Origin of the sequence: Kitasatospora sp. NPDC058170 (assembly GCF_042883905.1) — a bacterium.
GTDB lineage: Bacteria > Actinomycetota > Actinomycetes > Streptomycetales > Streptomycetaceae > Kitasatospora.
In genome coordinates, this window is record NZ_JBHVUV010000012.1 from 1 (window position 1) to 22438 (window position 22438).

18 protein-coding genes and 2 pseudogenes are annotated in these 22438 nt (G+C 68.4%); 8 read left to right on the top strand and 12 right to left on the bottom strand.

Annotated features, from left to right (window positions below; translation table 11 throughout):
- Positions 1 to 160: 160 nt before the first annotated feature.
- The 8 genes from ACFVVX_RS15055 to ACFVVX_RS15090 form a co-directional block, all read right to left on the bottom strand.
- Entirely contained in the window at positions 161 to 790 is a 630-nt protein-coding gene (locus tag ACFVVX_RS15055) for a hypothetical protein (protein WP_387945411.1), read from the bottom strand.
- A gap of 216 nt (positions 791 to 1006) precedes the next feature.
- The gene (locus ACFVVX_RS15060; RefSeq protein WP_387945818.1) at positions 1007 to 1213 is read right to left on the bottom strand and encodes a site-specific integrase; all 207 of its coding nucleotides are present in this window, start codon (positions 1211 to 1213) and stop codon (positions 1007 to 1009) included.
- A 3-nt stretch (positions 1214 to 1216) separates the two neighbouring features.
- Positions 1217 to 1684 (bottom strand): site-specific integrase, encoded by a 468-nt coding sequence (locus ACFVVX_RS15065; protein ID WP_387945413.1) that lies wholly within the window; start codon positions 1682 to 1684, stop codon positions 1217 to 1219.
- Between the two features lie 451 nt (positions 1685 to 2135).
- Positions 2136 to 3158 (bottom strand): hypothetical protein, encoded by a 1023-nt coding sequence (locus ACFVVX_RS15070; RefSeq protein WP_387945415.1) that lies wholly within the window; start codon positions 3156 to 3158, stop codon positions 2136 to 2138.
- Positions 3159 to 3235: 77 nt separating this feature from the next.
- The gene (locus tag ACFVVX_RS15075; RefSeq protein WP_387945417.1) at positions 3236 to 4846 is read right to left on the bottom strand and encodes a hypothetical protein; all 1611 of its coding nucleotides are present in this window, start codon (positions 4844 to 4846) and stop codon (positions 3236 to 3238) included.
- A gap of 1571 nt (positions 4847 to 6417) precedes the next feature.
- Entirely contained in the window at positions 6418 to 6990 is a 573-nt protein-coding gene (locus tag ACFVVX_RS15080; RefSeq protein WP_387945419.1) for a hypothetical protein, read from the bottom strand.
- A 177-nt stretch (positions 6991 to 7167) separates the two neighbouring features.
- Positions 7168 to 8142: a hypothetical protein gene (locus tag ACFVVX_RS15085; protein WP_387945421.1), complete on the bottom strand. Its 975-nt coding sequence runs from the start codon at positions 8140 to 8142 to the stop codon at positions 7168 to 7170.
- A complete protein-coding gene (locus ACFVVX_RS15090; protein WP_387945423.1) occupies positions 8132 to 9388 on the bottom strand; it encodes a hypothetical protein in 1257 nt (418 codons plus the stop codon). The genes ACFVVX_RS15085 and ACFVVX_RS15090 overlap by 11 nt, the downstream gene beginning before the upstream one ends.
- Positions 9389 to 9944: 556 nt before the next feature.
- Between ACFVVX_RS15090 and ACFVVX_RS15095 the strand changes: the two genes are divergently transcribed.
- Together ACFVVX_RS15095 and ACFVVX_RS15100 are read left to right on the top strand one after the other, a co-directional pair.
- On the top strand, positions 9945 to 10253 hold the full coding sequence (locus tag ACFVVX_RS15095; RefSeq protein WP_387945425.1) for a hypothetical protein: 309 nt from the start codon (positions 9945 to 9947) through the stop codon (positions 10251 to 10253).
- On the top strand, positions 10234 to 10554 hold the full coding sequence (locus ACFVVX_RS15100) for a hypothetical protein (protein WP_387945427.1): 321 nt from the start codon (positions 10234 to 10236) through the stop codon (positions 10552 to 10554). Before ACFVVX_RS15095 ends, ACFVVX_RS15100 begins: the two co-directional genes overlap by 20 nt.
- Positions 10555 to 10885: 331 nt before the next feature.
- Here the strand turns inward: ACFVVX_RS15100 and ACFVVX_RS15105 are convergent, their stop codons facing one another.
- From ACFVVX_RS15105 to ACFVVX_RS15120, 4 genes are all read right to left on the bottom strand, one after another.
- Entirely contained in the window at positions 10886 to 12169 is a 1284-nt protein-coding gene (locus ACFVVX_RS15105) for a hypothetical protein (RefSeq protein WP_387945429.1), read from the bottom strand.
- A 326-nt stretch (positions 12170 to 12495) separates the two neighbouring features.
- Positions 12496 to 12681: a hypothetical protein gene (locus ACFVVX_RS15110; protein WP_387945431.1), complete on the bottom strand. Its 186-nt coding sequence runs from the start codon at positions 12679 to 12681 to the stop codon at positions 12496 to 12498.
- Positions 12682 to 13408: 727 nt separating this feature from the next.
- Positions 13409 to 13948, bottom strand: a complete 540-nt coding sequence (locus ACFVVX_RS15115) for a hypothetical protein (RefSeq protein ID WP_387945433.1) — start codon at positions 13946 to 13948, stop codon at positions 13409 to 13411.
- 34 nt (positions 13949 to 13982) lie between these two features.
- Complete coding sequence (locus tag ACFVVX_RS15120) at positions 13983 to 15764, bottom strand: IS481 family transposase (protein ID WP_387945435.1); 1782 nt, start codon at positions 15762 to 15764, stop codon at positions 13983 to 13985.
- Between the two features lie 199 nt (positions 15765 to 15963).
- On the opposite strand from ACFVVX_RS15120, the pseudogene ACFVVX_RS15125 reads away from it, so the two are divergent.
- From ACFVVX_RS15125 to ACFVVX_RS15150, 6 genes and pseudogenes are all read left to right on the top strand, one after another.
- Positions 15964 to 16271 (top strand): annotated as a pseudogene (locus ACFVVX_RS15125) (transposase); the annotation flags it as partial.
- Between the two features lie 363 nt (positions 16272 to 16634).
- On the top strand, positions 16635 to 17897 hold the full coding sequence (locus ACFVVX_RS15130) for a hypothetical protein (protein WP_387945437.1): 1263 nt from the start codon (positions 16635 to 16637) through the stop codon (positions 17895 to 17897).
- 122 nt (positions 17898 to 18019) lie between these two features.
- Positions 18020 to 18274: pseudogene (locus ACFVVX_RS15135) on the top strand (IS982 family transposase); the annotation flags it as partial.
- A 1047-nt stretch (positions 18275 to 19321) separates the two neighbouring features.
- Positions 19322 to 19822: a hypothetical protein gene (locus ACFVVX_RS15140; RefSeq protein ID WP_387945439.1), complete on the top strand. Its 501-nt coding sequence runs from the start codon at positions 19322 to 19324 to the stop codon at positions 19820 to 19822.
- 527 nt (positions 19823 to 20349) lie between these two features.
- The gene (locus ACFVVX_RS15145; RefSeq protein ID WP_387945441.1) at positions 20350 to 21405 is read left to right on the top strand and encodes a hypothetical protein; all 1056 of its coding nucleotides are present in this window, start codon (positions 20350 to 20352) and stop codon (positions 21403 to 21405) included.
- A 489-nt stretch (positions 21406 to 21894) separates the two neighbouring features.
- Entirely contained in the window at positions 21895 to 22239 is a 345-nt protein-coding gene (locus ACFVVX_RS15150) for a WhiB family transcriptional regulator (protein ID WP_387945443.1), read from the top strand.
- The last annotated feature ends 199 nt before the right edge of the window (positions 22240 to 22438 follow it).

Genomic DNA, 22438 nt, shown 5'->3' on the forward strand with positions numbered 1-22438 from the left:
GCGCCGGCGAATGCATGACGAGCCGGAGCAGATGCTACGCCGCCGGTGATCGGTGTCAAGCACGGTCGGCAAGGGCAGGGCGGATGAGGTCGCGCTTCGTCGCGCGATCGCCTGGCGCCTCCGCCGCACCGCACTACCGCCTGTCAGATCGCTCGATCGCCTACGCCGCCCGCGCGGGAACGATCTCGTACTTGTCCGCCGACGGGGTTCCGCGCCCCCGCCGGACCAGCACCTGCTTCACCACAGTCCGCAGCAGCCGGTTCCGCTGGTCGGGGCTGGCGAGCTCCCATTCGGCGCGGAGCCCGAGAAAACTCGCCGAGGGCACCTTCTGCCCCGCCCCGTGGACCTCGGCGGACATGTGCTCTTCCGTCAGCCTCTCCTGGGTCTCCAGGCGCCTCGCGGTGATCTTCTCCTGTTTGCGCCGGGCCGCCTCGATGCTGATCGCACCAACCGACACGGCGTTCGCGAGGTTGTCCTCCTGGCGATCGAGTTCGGCAAGCACGCTTGCGGCGCTGGCTCGCACCGGCAGCGATACCGGGACCGACCGGTGGGCGCGTGCGATGCGTTGCTCCAGGTCCGGCGGCGGAGCGGCGTGTTGTTCTAGCCAGGTCACGATGTGCTCCTCGACGTGTTCGAGGTTGCCGTAACCCGACTTCGGGCAGGTCCCGAACTCCGCATGGGTACGGCAGCGCCAGGTCACGTCATGTGGATGCGGCCGGCCGCCGACCGGCGGTCGGCGCTTCTTCTTCGCCCGCAGCAGCGGCTGCATCGACTTCCTGCTGACGTTCATCTCCGAGCACCTGCGGCCTTCGCTTCCGCTAAGGGAGCGTGCAGCTCTGGACAAGGAGATGGCCGACGTCACGGCCGGACTGGCTTCCATCAAACGCCTCCTGGAGATCCGCTGGAAGCGGGCTCGACCCCGTCGTCGCGGTCATCCGCCAGCTCCAGGGCGTCGGCGGAGACCCAACCCTCAGACCGGCCCCGCCCCGAGCGGCGCCCGCGCCGCCTACGCCGTCGCCGACGACACCGACGCCACCCGCTCGAGCCGGTTCTTCGTCGTCTCCGCCCGCACCTTCAGCGTCCGGTGGGCCGGATCGAGGTCGTCCGTCCGAAGTGAGCACAGCTCCTCCCGCCGCAGCGCGGCATCGTAGGCCAGGGCCAGCATCGCCCGGGTGCTGACCGGTTTCTCCCGCGCGACCTGCAGGATCCCCAGCCACTACTGTTCACTGGGGATCCACGGCCGCTTCGTCAGCCGCGGCACCAGCCCGCGCTGCTGCCCACCCCTCTGGCGCCCCGGGGTGTAGCGGCCCCGGCCGACCGGGTTCGACTCCCGCAGGCCTTCCTCCATGAGGAAGTCGTAGAACAGGCGGACCGGCACCAGACGCTGCTGGATGGTGGCGTTGGCCAGTCCTGTCCCCGAGTCGATCGAAACCACATTGGCCCCTCGACGATGCGGCCGTGAGGTCAATTCCCGCACGTAGACGGCTATATGCGCGCGGTTCGCCGTGACCGGGTCGATGGTCTCCCGTTCGCACATCAGCAGGTACTCGGCCAGCCCGCGGGCGTAGGCATTGATCGTGCGGGGCGCACGGCCGAGATCCGTCCAGATCGTCAACCAGGCCGCCGCCTGCTCGTACCGGCCGACCACCGGCCACTTCTCCATCAGCACCGTCGTGCCGCTCAACACATCTCCCAAGTCCGTGGTTGCACCGGAGAGACATGATCACCCCGGCGGATTCCACGTAACTTTTAAGCTGTTGAAGAGGCAGATGTACGGGCGTGCCAACTTCGATCTCCTGCGGCGCCGCATTTTGCTCTCACCATGATCACGAGGCTGCCACCCCCGAAATAGCGACAGAGCCCAGAAGTTGGACCAGAACCAGGTCTCACCTACGCAGCCAGAAGCTATCCGGCGCCATCAACGTCACCGTGTGGCGGGGGTGGCCGGCACAGCCGGCGGGCCCCGCCACACGAGTCCGTTCTTATTCTGGACAATCAGATGGTGGCCCCGGCCACAGACGCAGGGTGCTTGCCGTCAGTCAGGGGCGGGGACTGAGGCGGGTGACTCGGTGAGGCGAAGGGCCTGACACCGCAAGTGGGGTGGTGTTCGGTGCGGCAAGCGCAGGCTGAGCAGACTAACCACAAGTAGTCCTTGGTGCCGTGGTGCTCAGGCCGAAGCGGCAGGCGACGGCGGTGAGCTTGATGGTGATGAAGTCGGCGATCTGGGCGCCGAACTGGATCGGCTTGCCGTTGATGGTAATGTCGCCGACGGTGAACCCCTGGTCCTGCGGGACCTCATAGACGGCACGCACGGGGTGGCTGGCGTCGCCGCGCACGTAGGTCCAGTAGGCCTTCGGGTCGGAGCCGTCGGGGGTGGCCCAGCCGTCTGTGGAGAGGTCGTTGAAGTAGAGACCGACCGGGTCGGCGAGCGAGATGTCGGCCTTCTGGCGGGCGATCTCGTTGACCGCGCCGCCGATGTGGGGGTCGCTGTTGCGTTCCGGCACTCCGTACATGCCGCACTGGATCAGCTGCTGCTCGGTGGTGAGTTCCTCACCGTCTATGATCCGGACGATGGTGGCAGCAGCAGCGAGTTCGATCTCTGCGCCGAGCGTGTTGCTCCTCTGGATCAGGTGCATCGCGCCGTGCGAGGTGGAGTCGTTCCACCGGTTGAGCGGGTTGTAGCTGCCGTCCACCCCGAACAGGTCGTCCTGCTGTACGGCGGGGTCGACGAACGTCCGGTACAGCGCGAGGACGGCGGCGGGGTTGGTCTGTGCCAGCAGGGACCAGTACTCGGGCCCCTCACAGGTGAAGGTGACTTTGGTGATCTTCCCTGTGGTGTCGCGGGTGACGCTCCACTCGCAGTACTCGTCCTGGACGTCGCGGCTGGCGTCCGCGCGCTTCCAACGCTGGAGGTCCCCGATTGAGGTGAGCTTGATGATACGGGGGAACGCCGTCCAGGTGACGGTGGCCTCGGTCGCGTCCGCGGCGGTGTCGGTCCGGGTGAGGTTGTAGAACTGGCCTCGGGAGCTGACGGCGGGGTCAGGGACGTTGATCGACGTGTCGATGAGGTCGCTGATCTGCGTGCTCCAGGCCTTCAACCCGGCGCCGTCCAGGTCGGTGAGGTGGCCGGGCGGGTTGTACGAGGGCAGCTTGCTCATGGGTGCTTCCTTTGCGGTGGTCCGGCCTCGGAGCTGGTCCCGGCCGGACGGGGTGGGCTGGATGGTTGGGCCGGGCGTCAGGGACCAGGGGTGGGCGTGGGGTCGGGAGCAGGGACCGGGGCGGGGGTGACGGTGGCGTTCGCCAGCATTGCCAGGCGGGCGGCATTGGCGGGGATGTTGGTTGCCGGGAGGGTGAGCTCGAACTCGTTGAGTCGCATCGTCTTGAAGTCCCGGCGGCGGGACTCCGCCAGGCGCAGGTAGTCCTCGAATCCCGACGATGTGCCGATGCGCGCAGAAACCTCCCCCAGGTAGGCGTCGATGCGGCCAGCGAAGGTCTGCGGCCAGTCGGCGTCGGGCAGGGCCCAGTCGGCGGCGAACCGGGCCTCCGGGCTGGTGGCCGGCAATGCATCTGCCGCCTTGGTGATCGCCCGGGCGATCTCCTCGGCGAGGCCGGCGGCCGGGGCGGGGCCCGTCGGCACGTAGGCCATCAGGCGGGCCCGGTCGGTGCTGAAGATGGGGTTGGTGAAGTCGACCATGAGCGCGCACGCGGCGAACTTCGCGGGAAGGAGCCCGCTCTGCACCATCCGGCGGACCACGTCGTTGTCTTCGAAGGCGGCCTCCGGCACCACGAACGCGAAAAAGGTGTCCCCAGACCGTCGAAAGCCGGTGGCCTTTTCCTGGAGACGGAAGCCGAACGTCCTCAGCCCGGCCAGATACCTCGCCGCAGGCGCCCGGGGCACGGTCGCGGTGACTGGCAGGGCGAGGTCGTTGATCAGGGCGTCGCCGTTCAACCAAAAGCCGACCGGCAGCGGGAAGTCCTGGCTCGCCGGGGTGACGGCGGCGCTCTGGACCGCGCTGCTGGACAGGTTGACCGAGGTTGTGGTGAAGAGCTGTCGCAGGAGGTGATCAGGCCGTTCCACGGTGCCGGTCCGGGTGACGGCCGCGAGCCGTGCCGCCGTCCACCGGCCGACGAGCGCGCGGACCGTCAACTCCAGGTTCTCCGCGCCGACGACCTGAGCGAACAGCGGGTCGGCCCGTACCGGGCTGTTGGCGGGGAGGTTGATCGTCGCGGCCTGGGATTGCCAGTTGCTCCATGGCAGGGCCAGTTCCTTCATCACCACGCTGCCGTTGATGTGACTGTCGAAGCAGCCCCGGCCGCGGGAGCCCTCCGCCAGCGCCGCCCAGGAGTCCCCCGACCAGACCCAGCTCGGGCTGATGCGCGAGTAGTAGTTGAACACACCGGCGTCCGCGTCCCAGGCCGCCACTTGAAGGAACGTGGTGGCCGGGTCATCGCCCGCGCCGGTACTGATCAGCAGGTCGACATCCTTGCTCTGCAGCGCCGTGCGGGTGATTGCGAACCGGAAGTCACGGAACGGGGGCGGCGAGGCGTTCAACGGGACCTGCCCGGCCTCGCCGATCAGGTAGACGGCGTTCGGCAGGCCTCCTGGCGGCTGCGGCAGGCCGGCGAGCAGTTCCCCGACCGTCATGGGGAAGACACCCCGCCGGAAGAAGAGCACCGCCATGGGATCGCCCAGCGCGGCCAGCTCCCCGTCGTTCATCGGCGCTGCCTGTGGGTCGACGCCGATGACCCGGCGGTGGAGCCGGTCAGCCGTCAGGCTCGCGGCGTCGGCGCCGCACCCGTCGTCGCGCACCTCGCCGGGCACGCCGTCGGGCACGTCCGAGAGCACGCCGTCGCTGCCGAGCGGCAGGGCCCCCGCCGCGGCTACGGGGACCGGCCGCATCCAGGCCGTGGCACGCCGACGCTCGTGGTACTCCATCAAGTGACCGGGTCCTTCCGGCGAAGAGCCTTTCGGCTGGGCGTGAACGGTGTCAGCGGCGGAGGAATTGAATCGACTGAACTGATCACAAGGGCGCCGATGGTTTTGCTCACAGGGAGGAGAGTTGTGGTCTGCTCTTCTTCGCAGCTTAAGTCATTCGGTAGCAATGCCGCTCCCGTTGGTTTGAAGTGGATGGTTAAAGATTCGAGAAGTCTTCGCGACTCGAATTGATACACCTTCATCATGTGACGGCGCTCGACCCTTGGAGCTGCTGAGTGAGTTCGCGCCAACAATTCCGTCACGTCGCGGCAGAAAATTTCGGCGCGCCTCATCGAGGGTTTCCTACTGCTCCCGGCACGTGTACTGAAAGTACCTCGTCCTGGTCTGTGGATTCACCCACGTCCTATCCAAGGCGCATGGTAAGCACCTCCTTGACGGACGTCCTGCGGTCAGCTGGGGCAGCCTCAAGCGGAGCCTGGAGCGGGGCGTCTGAGGTTCCGCGTCCCGCCCCGGGCCGTCCTTGCCATTGCGCTCCGACGATCCTCCCGTTTGTTGAGCCCCCGTGGCCGAGCTGGTGGCTTCCCCAAGGCGGCCAGGGCGTCATGTCTAGCCTCAATCTTTCGTGGCGGTCCGTCGGTTCATCCGGCGGCCGTTTCGGCTTCGTGGCCTGGTGGCGGGCATGCCTGCGGCCCGGCTGTTGCGTCTGGTGGGCGCCGGATTTCCACTGCTCCGGCCGGAGGATGGCTCGTCGGGAAAGGGAGTCGTTGCTGGTCGGTCGGGGGTTCGGCAGGGGCCTGCAGTCGCTCGAATGTGTTCGGGCCGGTGGCCTCGGATCCGACGGTCTCTCGGCCGGTCCGCGCCCTTGCCGCAGCCGGCCCTCGCGCGTCGGCGGCCATCCGACAGTCCCGGGCCGAAGTCCGCTAGCGGGTGTGGCGGTTGGCCGTCCAGGCTCGCTCCGGCCGCGGGCGGCGACGTGGTCGTTGACATCGACGGGTGCTGGTCGTGGCGCACTCCGAGAAAATGTCGCGGGAAGAATCTCGAGCAGGTCCAATGGCCCATGGCCCATCATGAACGGGCCCGCTTCGAAGACTCCTCACGCCGTATCCCGGTTGAGCGCGGCATCGCCCACCTGAAGAACTGGTGCACCCTTGCCCGATACCGCGGGCACCGCGACCGGCTGCCCGTGCGCCTCCTCGCCCAGTCCCACTACCTTGGCATTGCCGACCATCACCCTGAGGGCGCATCCCTCGGTCCGCCATCACCTTGCGCAGGTGCCAGTGGTACGGGAGCTTGGCGGTCATCGCCAGGTCCTGGCCCCGGCGAGGGTCGATGCCGGTTGCCGTATGCGGGGCGGTTTTCATGATGTCGTCACTGACGTGGATGTGGATCATTGTCGATCGACTGGTTACAGCGGTTGCGGAGTCATCCACCCCGGCGACCGCCCACCTGAGGTGCCGGGAGACGGGCCGCCGGGCGCCGGGTCAGGCCCCCTCCTGCTGCCTGCCAATGACGGGGAGCTCCACGGTGTCGTCCTCCGTCCCGTGGGTGACCCACGGGACGAAACCGGCCTGTTCGTCCTCCGTGTTGAGGGTTCCGTAGACCGCCCGCATGATGCCCTTGTCGGTGGCGATCCACGAGTGGTCGGGATTGGTGGTGAGGTGCACGGTGCGGCCGTCCTCCGCCACGATGAGCAGGTCGACCGTCTTCGCGTCGAGCATTCCGGCGATGGAACTCGCGATGAACGTCGCGGTGACCCGGAAGCGGCTGAAGACATTCTCGACTCGCCCGGCGGGGATCACGATCGAGCACTTCTTGAGAGCGGCGGCCAACGTCCCCATCGTCCCCATACCGCTCAGGACCGTTACCAGGTTGCCGAAGGTCACCGACGCCGCCGGCATCCCGGAGAAGCCGGAGAAGCCGAGAATCGCCGTGACCACCGCCGAGTCGACGATCACGTCGGCCAGCGTCCAGCCGGGATCGGCCATCGGCATCACGTAGATGGCCTCATCCATGTGGTTGGCGACGTGCACGTTGCTGTAAATGCCGAGCGTCATGTTTCACTTCCCTTTGTCCGGTCGAGCACTGCCCGGCTGGGCGTTGCCCGTTCGCGGGACAACTCCACCAGCCCACGACCCGAGGACCCAGCGCCTTGTGGGATGCCGAGCAGACAGCGGCGCCGGTTTGTCCGCGAGCGATGAGGACTGGCGGCCCCGACGCCGGCGCGGAGGATCTCAGAGCCGGGACATGGCTGCTGCGTCCCTGGGAAACGCCGCGGAGACAGCCGCTCTCAGGGTGCGGCTGCCGGTAAACTCCCCTGCCCGTTCGTGCAGGGCCGCTAGGCTCGTCAGGCAACTCGCCGCGAGCGGCTCGGATCCGATGGCGACCGCCGCTCTCACCGCGAGGAGCAAATACTCCTCCGCGGCCGTGAACTGCGACCGCTCCTGGTGGACCGCTCCGCCGACGACGGCAACCCGTACGAGCAGGGCCAGAATGGCGGACTGCGTCACGCCGTCGTTCCCGGAACCCGCCAAGATCTCGGTCAGGAAGCCGAATTCGCCGGCGACGGCCGCTTCCAGGCCGAAGCCCATCGCTTCGCGGTGCATGCCCTCCAGATCACTCACGCGTCCTTCGAGAACGTCCCGGACGCTCGATGCGGTCGGGGGTTCCCGGGGTTTCGAACGGTCCGCGAGCGCCGCCATGGCGTAAAGCAGGAAGTTTCGGAGACCACTGCCCGCCACCGCGAGGGAGCTCTGATGCGCCGGACCGAGCCCCCGGCCCGGACCAGGGCCCCGGAAGGTGTCGACGACGTCGCCGCAGCGCCACGGCCAAGTGGTCATCAGCACCAAGCGACTGTACGGGTAGAGCCAGAAGGGCCAACAGGGGAAGCCGACTTCGGCGGTCGGCACGCTGTGGATGCGCGCGATGGCCAGTTGGGCGCTCCGTTCGGGCACGACCCGGCCGCTCTCCCAACGGGACACCTTCTCGCGTCGCGCGGCCATGTGACCGTGGCCCAATTCCAGGTGGGTTCGCGCGACGAGCCGCGAGTAGTCGGCGTGGGAGAGAGCAAGGCCGAGGCGCAGGATGGTGAGCGGGTGTCGGACGCTCACCGAGGCACCGGGATCGCCGCAACCCGGCTGGAGGCGGTCGTCGCAGCATCGTGCCGCGGTGGCTGACGGCTCCGTCCCGAACGGGCTGTCACCGGTCACGGAGCACCGCCAGTAAAGCCCGGGCGCTTGGCTCGTGGCGGTAGGCCCCGAACTCCTTCCGGAGGTGGGCGACGAGCTCTTCGGGAAGCGGGCCGAAGAGCGTACGGCCGCGGCGGACCTGGCGCACGGCAGTCTCCAGGTCCCCCACCTGGAGGTGCACGCCGACGAGGGGCCGCAGGAGCCAGATTGGTACCCGGAAGGGCGACATGGGTTTTCCGCGGGCCACGATCGGCGCGAAGCCGTGCGCGGCCTGACGGGGGTCTCCCAGCAGGTGCCAGGTTAGGGCTTCGCTCACACCCAGCCAGTCCTCATCGACCTCACGGACGGTGGCGGGAATCGGTCGAATGTCCATCGGACGCCCGGACAGCGCCGCGGCGGCCCGCTCCAGGGCCCGGAGAGCGGCCGGGCGGTTGCCCAGCAAAGCGTGGGCGCGTGCCTCACGTGACTCGATCACGGCTTCTATTCGGGACGACGGTCCTGTTGCGAGTGCACGTGATGCCCGGAGCAGGAACCGGGTGTCGTGAGGGGAGCCGATCCGTAGGTGACAGGTGGCAAGGTTGGCCAGTTGAAGGGCGAGGGCGTCGAGGCATCCGACGGAGGCCGTCACGCGGGCCGCTATCCACAGGTACGTTTCGGCTCTGGCGTGATCCCCGGTAGCGGCGGCGAGACGACCACACAGGTCTGCCGTCCGGCCGTACACGAGGGCGGTGCCCGCGTGCTCGGCCGTCGATGGGTCGAGTCCGGCGAGAGCCGTCCTGAGCAGGCTGCAGTCGCCTTCGACAGCGAGGAGCAGTGCGCGCGGATTCACATCGAGACGCAGAGCCTCCGCGGCCGTGGCCCGGCGGTCGATCCGTGCGGCCAGTCCGGTGGGCGGGACTCCCGGCCGTGCGCGTCCCGCATCGTCCAAGAGCCGGTGGACGAGCGCGGCCAGCTGGGAGCTGTCGAGGACAGTGCCCTGGGGAATCGGGCGCGTACCGGCGAGTTCCTTGCGGGCCGGCACGTGGAGCCACCGGGGCCAGCCGAGGCGCTGGACCGTTGCGACGGAGACACGGTGGATTTCCGCCATCGCCTGTTGGGTGGCGAGGTCGGGTGTGACCCTGCCGGATTCCCAGCGTGCGACCTTCTCCCGGCGCGCCGCCATCCGGCCGTTGCCGTGAGCGGCTCGGGTATTGCTGACTAGCCGGGCGTACGCCAATTGGGAGATGCCGATGTCGGCGCGTAGCAGTGCGAGCGGATGCCGCGTCATGGGGAGCCACCGGTTTCGTTCGGGGAAGGGATGAAGGCCTGCCTCATCACGAAACGGAATCGTAGCCAGTGTTCATGGTTCGGGCCTGCGGCGTCCGCGAAGAGGCACCAGGAGGCACTTCGAACAGACTTGCGCGGCCGCGCGGTCCTCCGCTCGCGCGGACGGAGCGGCGGTCCACGACCAGGCTCGAAGGCGGCTTCCAGCCTCCCCGCTTACGAACGCAACTGACTGCACGGAGGAGCGGCACGGCCCCGCCCATCCCTTTGGATTCCCGACGAAAGACGGGAGGAGAATCCGAACCCGGCAGCAATGCGGCCGATTCGATCGCAACCCTCCATGGCAATAGGAAATCTCACCCGACTGTCCGGTACGAATTCGTGCCGATCGTGACCGAGTTCCCGTGATCACCACTCACGTTTCCACAATGCGCTGTTCTCCCGTTCGGCCGCGACAGCAGCCTTGAGGCACGAAGAAATCCGGTATCCGCACCGCGTCGCGACCGAGTGCAGTCGCGCGTGGTGCGGGGCGGCACCGGCTTGAGAACGGAGTTCACGCCGTGGTGCTCGACAAGAAGATTCACCTGACCAATGAAGTCGGCCAGGGCATCCGTGTGATGGCCGTGCCCCGTCCGGGCTGGGCACTCGCCGACCTGGCCACCGACGTGGTGCTGCTCGCGGTCGGGGTGACCGAGACAAAGGCCGCCACCAGTGCCATGGAACTGCCGGAGACCATCACCACGTTCGGCGACCTGGTGCAGTTCCTCAAGGTGGCGAGCACGCCGGGATTGGGCACCTTGAGCTGCCGCCGCCATCCGCACTGTCGTCGAGGTCGTCCAGCACCACTCCGTGAAGATCGCAGCCGGTAAAGCCGCGAACCTACGGGAGGTAGGACTGCTGTCCTACCTCAGTGCCAGCGGAATGGCCGGCCTGCTGGGTGCCGAGACCGCTTCCATGCTCGTGATGTCCTCGGACGGGAAGCTGGTCACCGACTTCGACCCCGGGACGAACGAATCGTGGATCGTGACGCCCGACGGGATCCGGCGAGCCACGCACGGCGCCGCCACCGTGGACTCCGCGTTCGCGACCTTCCCGTGGACATCCACCACGGTCCGCCTCGCCGTCGAAGGCGCCGAGGTCGGGAACCATCTCGACGCCGACCAGGGCTGAACCCGACCGGTTCGGAGGCCGCCCGGGCCACGAGGGGTTGAAGGTCCACCTTGGCGGCAACGGTGTCCTAGCCAAGGATCCGGCGGCGGGCGAGGCGCCGCCAGGGGGGCGGTTCCGGCCGATTTGGCTGCACCGGCGGTGGCGTCGGTGGAGCGGGCCGACCTCCGACCGGGCGCCAGCGTCGGAATGGCCGTGCGAACCGTGCGACCTCCTCGGCGTGATCCTCCAGGTCGAGGAGGTCGCGCAGTGGTGATGAGGGCCCGTTGGATGCGTTCACCGATCAGGGCATCCAGGAGGTGCCGACAAACAAACCGGGGCGTCTGAGAAGTCATCAATGCCATTCGGACAGATAGTCGAGCGACTCTCGCACGAACGGAGTCTCGGCGTGGGGAGCCAGGTGCCGCCTGAACTGGTCGGCGAGCCTTGGAGGCAGACCGCCCGTGCGGTCGACGGCGCGGCGGAGGGTGACTGCGGCTTCCTCGATCTGCCCGGCGGCCGCCTGGATCTCCGCAGCTGCACACAGCTGGACGGCGTCGTAGGGTGTCGGGGGCCGGTCTGAGGGTGTGCCGTCATCGAGGAAGCCCTTGAAGTAGGGGAGTGCACGGGTCGGCTGCCCCAGGCGCAGCCAGGTGTAGCCGGTGGCGAGGGTGAGGAACACCTCGTCGATGTTGCCGGCGTGGGGATCGGCTTCCTCGTCCCACTCTGGATCGGCTGCGATGAGGGCGCGTTCGGCTTCTCGCAGGGAGTCCCGCGCGGCGGTGGGGTCGGCGCACCAGGCAAAGGCGATGGCTCGGGTGGAATGGAGGATGACGGCCAGTCGGGGGGTGGGGCGGGGGAAGACCACGTCGACCGCCTGTAGCAGGGCGAGAGCGTCCTGGGTCTGGCCGCGGCGCATGGACCCGCTGGCGAGCAGTCCGAGGCAGGCAGCGGTGAGCCGCGGCGCCCCGGCGGCGGAGGCGGCGCGGACCGCTGCAAGCGCGTAGCGCTCGGCCTTGAGTTCCTCCCCCAGCGCCGCGCTCGTCCAGGCGCACAGGGCAGCGCTGCGAGCGGCGAGCCGGAGCAACCGGGCACCGGTTGTGCGGTCGTAACCGCAGCGGGTCAAGAGATTGCTGATCAGCTGGTGCTCGGCGCGGGCGGAGTAGTGGAGCATGTCCGGGGTGAGGGGGCTGCCGGCCTCAAGTAGTTCGAGGGCTCGAATACGGTGCTCGGCCCAGGTCACGACATCGGGGGTGATTTGAGGGCCGTCCCGGTCGAGGGGACGGGAGCCACTGCGCAGGGCGGAGATGGCGCCGCGGATCTGGGCGGTGAGGGATGGTCCGGGGGCGATCAGTCCGGGACCGGGATCTCCCATCGCCACAGTCTGCCGGGACACGGTGATGGCGGCCTGCCAGCTCCATGGCTGCTGCTCCGGGATGTCGCGGTCGCCGTTGGCTGCCGTGAGCCACTGCGGCCAGCCCAAGCGCAGCACGACGTCCTGGTCGATGTTGTGGATGTGGGCGATGGAGAGTTGGGCGCTGAACTCCGGGACGATCCGGCCGGATTCCCAGCGGGACACCTTCTCCCTGCGTGCAGCCATCCGTCCAAGCCCGAGTTCCGCGGCGGTGCGAGCGATCAACTGCGCATATGCGTTCTGCGACAGGCCGGTCGAGGCCCTCAGCAATACCAGCGGGTGTCTTGGCCACGTCGGCCCATCAGATATGTCCACGAGGGCCTGCCTCTAGCGGATCGGAGATTTCTTATTGAACAGTGAATAAATCTGGCATGTACTGTTCGAGGGTTCAAATTGAAGAGGCAACACGGTAGACACCCCATCGGGCCTTGACTCTTCACATGAGGTGTGAGGGCATATGCCGGTCGGCCCGCGGCCGGACACCTGTCCGGCGCCACCCGCGGCCATACCGCACCGGGTGATGCTGGCGGCGGTCGAGCTCATCGCTTCTCCTACAGCAGGGTCGCCAGGTCCTCAAGACGGTTGCTCTCCCGCCCGCGAGCGATGGTGGCCAGGGCCTGGCGGGCGTGGACCGCGTTCGCCAGGACGTAGCAGCACGAACCGGAGGCCGAACCGGAGGGCACCCTGCTCGCCACCACTGCGGCGGTCGGCTCCGGCCAGTCCCGGGGATCGTCCACGAAGTCGGGGGTAGCGATGATGATGGCCCACCAGTCTCCGCGGGAGTGCGGGACGTACCGTTCGAGGCTGCCCAGGGGAAAGCAGCCGGAGGTGGACAGCTCGGCCCGGAGGTCCCATCCGTCAGTCGGCGCCGGGTGGGCCTCGTAAAAGGCATGACGGTCCGGGAGGAGCGGCGCCGGGGCACCGGGCCCCGCACAGCGGACCCTCGAGCCAGGCCCGGTAGAGCGGGTCCGCTGTGGCCAGCCACCATCCGAACACCTCGACGCTCGCCATGTCCTCCTAGAGGGTGGGGGCTTGCTCGGCCGGCGCGTGGTACTCGGCACAGGCATCAGCGGCGGGCGTCGCGCAGATCGCCGATTCCGCACGAAGGCTGCAGGTGGCGTGGATCCAGTACTCCCAGTCGATCTCACCGGTCTGGAACCGTGGTTGCGGCTGACTGCCAGCGCGCACGAGCGCCTGTCGCACGGCGCGGGTCAGGACGGCGACGGCGTGCCCCGTCGTCTGAGCGCAGGCGTCGGACTGGAGGGCACCGTGAGGTGGCGCCTCATGTCCGGTTCGTGCGCGAGCGCAGCTGCGGTGGAGGAGTTTGTGGTGTGAGGTCTCAGGACTCAGTTGACACTTCCGGCTCATCAGATCCTTGACAGGCTCAAGACTTACTGGACATGGCCGGGCATCGTGTTTCGAAGCCGGTTCGCCGAGCCGGTGGCAGTGCTGCGATGGACGAGATCAGGGCCCGTCTGGGTGTGACGCGTTCGGATCGACGTTCCAGCGCCCGGGTAGGTCGGCGTCGCAGAAGACGCAGACGAAGTGGTCTTCTCGCACGATGTTGTGCTCCTGGCAAGTAAGACATCGACGGAAGACCACTGCGTGGGTGAAGTAGTCCGGGTGGTCGAGGTCGGCTTGATCCAGTGCGTTCGCGACAGCCGGCCATGAGGCAACGTCCGGACAGTAGCCGGTCGACTGGTTGCTGACCTCGTTCACCGCCCAGCGTCCGGCGTCGGTGCAGAAGCTGACCTCGCCAGCGCCCAGTACCCGGTCGCCGCTCGCGCAGGCGACGTGTTCGCTGCGGCGTGGGGCCAGCCGCAGAGCGCCGTCCGTGTCGATGACGAAGGTGAAGGGCTCGTTCAGCCCCTCGACGGTCTGGGCTGCCACCCAGTCCGCGAAGTCGGCGGCCGTGCGGACGGTGGCGCCACCGTCCGCTGGCTGGACAGCATCAATCACATGGCGCGGCCCGACATAGCGGTAGGTCCGGCCCAAGGCGCTCATGTCGATCAACGTAGAGCACGAAGTCTTGGCGCGCTCAGAGTTTCGGTGCGTGGATCTTGGCCTTCCATCGGGTCACGGGGTGTTGGTCCTGGCGTGCGTGGAGCGAGATCTCGGCGCCTTCGTAGGTGACGCGAAAGTGGGTGTCCTCGACGTAGATGGTGACGATCCGCCCGGCGTGGGTCCGGCCGACGCGCAGGCGCTGGCGGGCCACCATCACGACGCCGTCGTTCGGGACCTTGCGCTCAACGGTGACGGCGGCTGGGGCCGGCGGCAGCTGGGTCGTGGCGAGCCTGGCGCCGCGGAGCCGTGGGTGCTCGCCGCCGGTGAAGGGCGAGGGCAGGGTCTTGACCAGCTGCCCGTTGTGCACCGCATGGAGGAGGTGCCCGTCGAGACGGACGGTGATCCGTCGGTTGGCGAGCTCTGGACCGATCTTCACGCGTTTGGTGGCCAGGGCGATCCAGCCGTCCTGATCAGCGGTGCGTTCGAGCTCCAGCGCGTGGCCGGCTGGGAGGTCACCCAGGCGGTCGACGGCAGGGAGAGCCGGTGGAGGCCCGGCCGGGCGCGCTCCGCGGAGTTTGAGCTGGTGGAGGTGCTCGGCATCGAGGTTGGACGCCACCGTCTTGACCACCTCGCCGTTCACCAGGACGTGGACGGTGTTCTCGTCGGCCCAGATTTGGACTCGCAGGCCGGCCCGCTCGGCGCCGAGTCGGATGCGCTGGACTGAAGGGATGATGCTGACCTGCCCGCCAGCGGGGACCACGGTGTCGAACTCGACCGCGCCAGCCGACGGCGTCATCACCAGCGCCGGCGGGGCCGACTCAGCGGGCACGGGCGCGGCCTCGGACCGCTGGGCAGGCACGACCTTTACGGGTTCCGGCTGCGGGTTGGGGCGGAACAGGCTGGCAGGTGTGGCCATGTCGAGGGCCTGGTGCGGGCGGAGGTGGTTGTAGGTCTGAACCCACTCGCCGATGGCGGCCTGGGCTGCCGCGAGGGACGCGAACGGCCCGCAGTCGTCGAGCAGTTCCCGTCGCAGGGTCCGGTGCCAACGTTCGATCTTGCCGGTGGTCGTCGGTGAGTACGGCTTGGTCAGCTTTGCGCCGATCCCGTTCTCCCGGCAGACCCGCTCGAACAGCACTTCTGCGGGCCTGGGCCGCGTGTAGCGGCCGGTGAACTGCTTGCCGTTGTCCGTGAGCACTTCGGCCGGCACCCCGTGGATCCGCATGGCCCGCACGAACGCGTCGGCGACCGCCCTGCCGGAGGGGACGGTGAGCACCTCGGCGACCACGATGAAGCGCGAGTGGTCGTCGATCCCGGTGAGCATCTTGCACTCGCGCCCGTCGGCGAGGTAGATCCCGCCGACCAGGTCGAGCTGCCACAGGTGCATCGGGGTCTCGCGCTGCCACCGCTTGTACTTGCGCCGGTGCTGCTGTTCCTGTGGGCGCACGAGACCGTTGCGGTTCAGGACCCTGTGGACCGTGGCCCGCGACGGAGCGGGCTTCGTGCCGGTCCGCTCGATCTCGAAGGCGATCCGTCGCGCTCCCCAGCGTGGATGGGACCGGCGCATCTCGCAGACCAGGGCCTCCACCTCAGCCGGCAACCTGGTCGGACTCGTCCGCGGCCTACGCGATGCCTCCCGCAGACCCTCGAAGCCACCCGCGGCGTACTTCGCCTTCCACGTGTAGACCGACTGCCGCGAGACCCCATACCGCTGGGCGACCTCCGTGATCGGCGAACCGTCAAGTACTTCCAGCACCGCCCGGTACCTCTGCTCGACCAACCAGTCGCTCTGCTGCTGGCTCTCCGCCTCTTGAGTCACACCCGAAGCATCTGAATGACCATCAGAAACTGTCAAGGGTGTCCCGAGAACATCACGTTAACTATGTCCTGAGCCCTCACATCACAGAGTTCGATCCGGTGGAGCCAGTAGAGCACGTCAGGTATTCGCAGGCCGCCGCCCGTGCCGGTCCCCACGCCGGAGGGAGGCGCGGTGGGGAGGCGGCGGAGGACTTCCGGGGCGGATCCGCGCCGCCCGCGACACCGGCCTGCGCAACCTGCCCCTGCACGACGCCGCCCAGAACCAGGTCTGGCTGGAGATCGTCCAGCTCGCACTCGACCTGCTCGCCTGGATGCCCATGCTCGCCCTGGACGGGCCCGCGCGCGTCGGTGGGAGCCCAAGCGCCTGCGACTGCGGCTGTTCTCCGCCGCCGCCCAACTGGTGACCACCGGCCGTCGTCGCTGACTCCGTCTGGCCCGCCACTGGCCTTGGGCCGGGACGATCACTACCGCGTTCGAGCGCCTGCAGGCCCTGCCGAACCCCGACTGAGCAGCAACGACCTCCTGTCCCGACGAGTCATCCTCCGGTCGGATCACTGGAACCCGGCGCCCACCCGACGCGACAGCCGGGCCGCAAGTACGCTCACCATCGGCCACGAAAGCCGAAACGGCCCGCAGGATGAACCGACGGACCGTCATGAAAGATCAAGGCCAACGGCATCGCCCGTCCGCCAAGCGTCACCAACGCTCCTGACGGGCCCGATTGGGAATCGTTGCGACAGGAGAGTGCCGTGTCTCGCAGGTGCCTCCGTGTGCACTGAGAGGTTCAGAATCCGCAGCCCGCCATACGATTTCGTGTCGTCACCGGCAGGCGCGCCTGCCGCCACCTCGACGAGACTGGTGGCTCATTCCCATGACGCGGCATCCGCTCGCAGTGCTACGCACCGCTCTGGGCCTCTCCCAGTCGGCCTACGTCCAACTGGTCAGCGACAGAAGAGCGATGCACGGCAACGGGCGGATGGCAGCCCGCCGGGAGAAGGTCGCGCGGTGGGAATCCGGAAGGGTCACGCCTGACCTCGACACGCAACGGGCGATGGCAGAGATCCATGACGTTCCCTTCGCTGACGTCCTGCGCCTCGGTTGGCCTCGCTGGCTGCCGGGCTGGAGCGCTGGTGGATCCACGGGTTTTCGGCCGGTCTGCCATGGCATCACCACATTCTCAGGCTCCCGCCTGGCCTCGCACGTGCAGCGACTGTTGGACACTGTGACGTCGTCACGACCGCCATCTTCACCCGAGGGACTGGCCGCATGGATCGACGCCCGGGTCGGGGCCGCAGAGGCGCTACGCCTCGATGCGAACCCGCAGGTGCTGCTGTCCGCCGTGGAGGGAGATCTTGGTGTGGTCAGGGTGCTCGTCTCCCGCCTTGACCGGTGGTCGGCCGACGGTGCAGGCACCGCTGCCGTCCACGCCCGGACGGCAGACCTGTGCGGCCGGCTCGCGGCAGCCTCCGGAGACCATGCCGGCGCCGAGGTTTACCTGCTCGAAGCAGCGGCGGCAACGGCCTCCTTGGGGGCGGCCGAGTCTTTGGCGGCCCAGTTGTCCAACCTTGCCGCCTGTCACCTACGTGCCGGTTCCCCGCAGGACGCTCATCTCCTCCTGCACGCATCCCGCTCGGCATGGCCAGGCCTGTCCGGTCGGCTGGAGGTCGTGACCAAATCGCGCGAAGCGCGTGTCCATGCCCGGCTCGGTGAGCGGTCTGCTGCTGTCCGGGCTATGGAACTGGCCTCTGCCGCGCTTGCGGAGCTGTCGACGAACAATCGGCCGAACCTTGCCGTCATCCGTGAGGTGGACGAAGACTGGTTGGGTGTCAGCAAGGCGCTGATGTGGCTTCAGTTGGAGGAGCCTCGCCGTGCCACCCGGGAGTTCGAGAGCATCTTGGGGTATGACATTCCTGCCTCACCCTTCCGAGCCCCGGTCTGGCTCCTGCACCCGCTGGTCGAGGCACACCTCCAGGTGGGCGATCTGGAAGCGGCGGTGTGGCAGGTCCGCCGAGCTCTCTCCCTCCTTGGGTGGTTCCCCGAGTGGCTCGGTCGCCAGGTCAAGGAGCAGTTCGCCGTCCACCGTCACGAACGGATCGTCCGGAGCTTGTGGGCGGACCTCGATGCCCCGGGTTGATGCGACTCGGCAGGAACGGGCTGCCGCCGCAACCCCGTCTGGCGGCACGGTGTTGTGCAGGTGGTCGAGAGCGTCCTGGATGAGGGGTACGCGCCGGTGAGGAGTGAGGAGCTGGCGGTACTCGCGGCGAGCCCCTGCGGGCCGGCTCCGCGCTGTTCAAGCCGCTGCGGCAGATCATCGAGTCCGTCAACCAGACCTTCAAGGCCCAACTCGACCTCGAACGCCACCAGGGCCGTGCCCCGGCGGGAGTGATGGTCCGCGTCCTTCAACGCGTCCTCGCCCTGACCAGCGTGATCTGGCACAACGACCACACCGGCCAGACGGTCATGCACTCGCTGACCGCCTACGACCACTACCCCTTCGCATCATTCATCTAGGGGCGGGAAAGTTGTCGTTCAGGCCGAGGGCCAGTCGGTGTTCGGCATGGGCTGCGGTAGACAGGTGCGCGGCCGGTGTGAATGTGCCGTTGTGGTGATGCTGTTCTAGCGAAGCGGTCCGGGCCTCGGGCCAGTCCAGTTGCTCGTCGCCTGGGTCGGTACCGACCGAGCCGGTTCGCCCCAGGGCTCGGCGACCCGGGCGAGCGCGGCGCGCAGCTGGGTGCGGAGTGCGGGTTCACCCCGACTACGCCCGCCTCGTTGCCCAGACCCATGCCGAGCTGGGGTTCGGGCAGATGGCGGCCCGCCGGGAGAACGTATCCCGCTGGGAATCCGGACGGACACTCCCGGAGCGCAGCGCGCAGCTGACCATGGCCCACATCCACGGTGTCCCGGACCACGAGGTGCACCGACTCGGATGGCCCAACTGGCTGAACCTGGTCATCAGCGACGCCGTGCTCTTGGAGCAGCCCTACACGAGTGGAGGAGCCGAACTCGCTCTGCACAGCGCACAGCATCTGCCGAAAGGACCGCGCACCCGAGCCCTCCTCCTGCGGGGGGCCTCGCCGCCCAGACCCGTTCCGCCCTCGCGCAGATCACGGCACCCGATCAGCGTCCCGGTCCTGAGGGCCGGTCCCCCTTCACCGAGCAGGTCCAGTGGTGCGAGGCGCGGATCGAGGCCCTCGAACGGTACGAGGCCGGCACGCTCGTCCCTGCCGCCGCGCTCTTCCAGGCGGCCCACGCCGAACACCGCCTGGTCGTCCGGCAGTTCGGCGTCGAGGACGCCCCGGCGTCCCGTCGACTCTTCGTCCTCGCTGCCCGCACCGCGCGGCTTTGCGCCTGGCTGAGCACCGTCCTTAGCGAAGCGACCCGGGCCGAGCGGCACAGCCCTCGCTGCCGTCAGGGCTGCCGCCGCCGCGGCGGAACCTGCGGTCGCCGCGCCGGCTTTCACCGAGCTCGCCCTGAGCCACCTCGTCGTCGGGGGTCCGGCCGACGCCCTGGCCCTCGTCCGAGCGGCCCGCGGCGCCGACTCCGGGCACCGCGACCGTGATGCAGCTGGTGGAGGCTCTCGCCCTCGCACGGCGGGGGTACGCCGCTGGTGCCGCTAGGGCATTGGACCACGCGGACGAGGCCGCCGCCGGTCTGCATCCGGCCTCGAACGAACCCTTCGGTATCACGGCTCACGCGTATGCCGTCACGGTTGTCCGCGCAGGGGTCTCGCTGTTCCTTGGAGCCCGGCACAAGGCGAAGCCCTACTTCGAGGCCCTCGCGGGCTCGCTGCTGGCACATCGGACCACCGACCCGTCGCCCCGGACCGCCTTCTGGCTCCTGTACGCCGCCGACATGCACCTCACGCTCGGTGAGATCGACCTCGCCGCCCATACCGTCCACCGCGCCATCAACGTTACCGGGCTGCTATCGCCGGGGCTCGCCCGCCAGTACCGTCAGCGGATCGCCTACCACGCGCAGGAGCCAGCCGTCCAGCGCGCACTGGAGCACTTGGCGGACGTCCCCAAGGCGTCGGGACCCTCCGGGGATCTCCCTGCCTGACCCGGTGCCTGGACCCGCCCACGGCCCGGCGGGGGGTGAGTTGCTTCTGGTGTGCCTTGACCGACAGTTGTCATGGATGGACCGATAAGCAATCCCTACCATCCCTGGTGTGAGAGGGCGATGAATGACCTCGCCCTCCCGGAGGAAGGGGACGAACCCGCGATGACGCGGCACCTGCTGGCACTTTTACGACATTCCACGGATTCTTTGCAGCTGAGGTCCGCGAAGTCGGTGCTCGACGGAAGAGCGGCCCGCGGGAACGGGCGCGCGGCCTGTCGTCGAGCCTGCTCTGCCCCGCCGTCTTCCGCGTGTACTCGCCCGCGCTGCCACAAGGCCACCTCCTGGTGCGACGGAAGGTGGATCCCGGGGAATTGTCCGGCTGAATCCGGATGCTTGCGGCTGAGGGGAGTTGGCAGAGTCGCGTCGGGCGGGGCTGGAGGTTGCCGACACCCCCTGGCAGCCGGGGGCCCGGGGGGCTCCTCCCGGTCGGGTGCGGAGCCGAATCCCGGCCCGACGGTCCGGGCCCGGTGAGCCTCCGTGATGGTGCTCCTGTTACGGTCGGACGGGAGCCCGCTCCGAACAAGAACGACGGCCGTGACGTCGATCCGGCGGTGGATGTCGGCGAGCACGTTGCCGACGTTCCTCGTCCCTTGGGGCGGCCGCGCGAACGGTCCCGCGTCTTCACAGGAACGCGACACCCGCTGTTGATCCTCCGTGCCTGTCTTGGCCTCAACCAGACCGAGTACGCTGAGTTGGTGGCCAGGACGCACGCCGCGATGGGCCACGGCCACCTCGCGGCCCGGCCGGAGAAGGTCTCGCGCTGGGAGAATGGCTATGCCGCCCCCGAGCGCACCACTCAGCTGGCCATCGCCCAAATCCACCGGGTACCTCCCCGTGAGGTGGATCGCACCAGATGGCCGGTCTGGCTCCACCCCGCTGTCCGCCGTACGGCGATGACCGCGGTGCCCTGGAACTCGGGGAGCATGATCGAAATCCTCCGGAGTCTAGGGCCGGGAGCGGGGAAGGTCGCGTTCACCACGGGGGACGGGCCTTCGCCCGTGGTCTCGGGCCCGCTCCTGGCCTCCTTCCTCAGCCATGCCTTGACCGCGCTCTTGACTCCTTCCGCGACGGCAGGTCAGGATCGGCCGCCAACGCCGGGCGTGACAGCTGCCCTGGAGCGAAGGGTCGACGCCCTGGAAGGTATGACGGACTTCACGGGCTCCAAGGAGCTGTGCCCGGTCGTGGCAGGGGAGCTGTGTCTTCTCGCCACGGTCACGGTGGGATGGGGGCACGGGTGCCGAGCCGCCAGTAGGCTTCTTCTGCTTGTTGTGCGGGTCGCGAGCCTCGGCGCCTGGCTACACGAGGAACTGGGGCAGGACGCGGATGCTGAGGAACACCACCTGCTGGCGGTGAGAGCCGCAGTGGCCGCAGGCGTGCCGTTCGCCATCGGGGCCTGCCTGGAGGGTCTCGCGCGACTGCACAGACGGACCGGTTGCGCTGCCGACGCCCGGGCGCTGGTACGGGCCGCGGTCGACGTGCGGCGGGCCGCCTGCCCGCACAGAGCGCGGGAAGTCGTTGACTAGCCGTTCTGTGGCCGGCAGGTTCCGTCCGCGAAGGGTTCGACGAGGTGCGGCCGTGAGAGGTCGGCTTCGCCGGCACCCCGGACCGACCGGGCCGACGAGCCCGCGCGTCCACCTCGCCCGTTGTCATTCCGAAACACCTTACCGTTTTCGCTTTGTGCAAATACGATGAACGCTCGCCGGAGGCGCGCCCGTGGACCTACTCTGAGACAAGTGGAGTGTCGGAGAGGAATCACGTCCGCAGTGGAGTAGAAGCTTCTCCCGGATTTGCCAGTGGTTGACTCCGTTGTCCGCTATGCGCTTTCGCCGATTCTGGCTGCTCGGTTGGTAATTCGAAATCGGCTACTGCTGTGGTCGATTTCGGAACGGACTGATGGCCTCAATCCTGTACCCCGCGAGGAACGGCTCCGGGGCGTGCCGTGTGCAGGCGAGCCAGGCTCCACGGACCGCGTGACCAACCTGGCGGGTCCCGAAGTGAGACGAGGAACGCCCGTGGCCAGCGACCTGACGCAGACGACGGAAGGAAAACCGTGTACCGGGATTTCCCTGCAGATCTTCTTCCCGTACCACGAGAGTCGTAATGTCTTGCGGCCGAGCCAGGACGAGCGCGTGGCCCTGTCGTACTGCGCCCGTTGTGACCCGAGGGTGCGTGAGGTGTGTCTGGCGCGTCAGATCACCCACGGGATCACGGAGCAGAACGGAGTGGTCGGCGGCACCACAGCGGCACAACGGCGTGAACTGATTCGGCTGCGCGTGCAGGGCAAGCGGATACCCCGGGCACTGGCCAGCGCGCTCGAGCGCCAGCTCGCAGGCGAACCGGCCGCCGCCGTGGGCTAGTACCGCGTCAGGCAACCTTCGCCCCGTCGCAACGCCCGGCACGCACTCTCGCCGCACCGGCCGAAAGCCCAAGTACGTCCAGTACGAGGGCTTCCGGCCGGCACGCCGATAGCACGCACCGGACGCCGCTCCTTGACGGGCAAAAGTTGCCTGACGCGGCACTAGGTCCTTTTCGGATCTTGGCGCTTGCGCCCCGAAC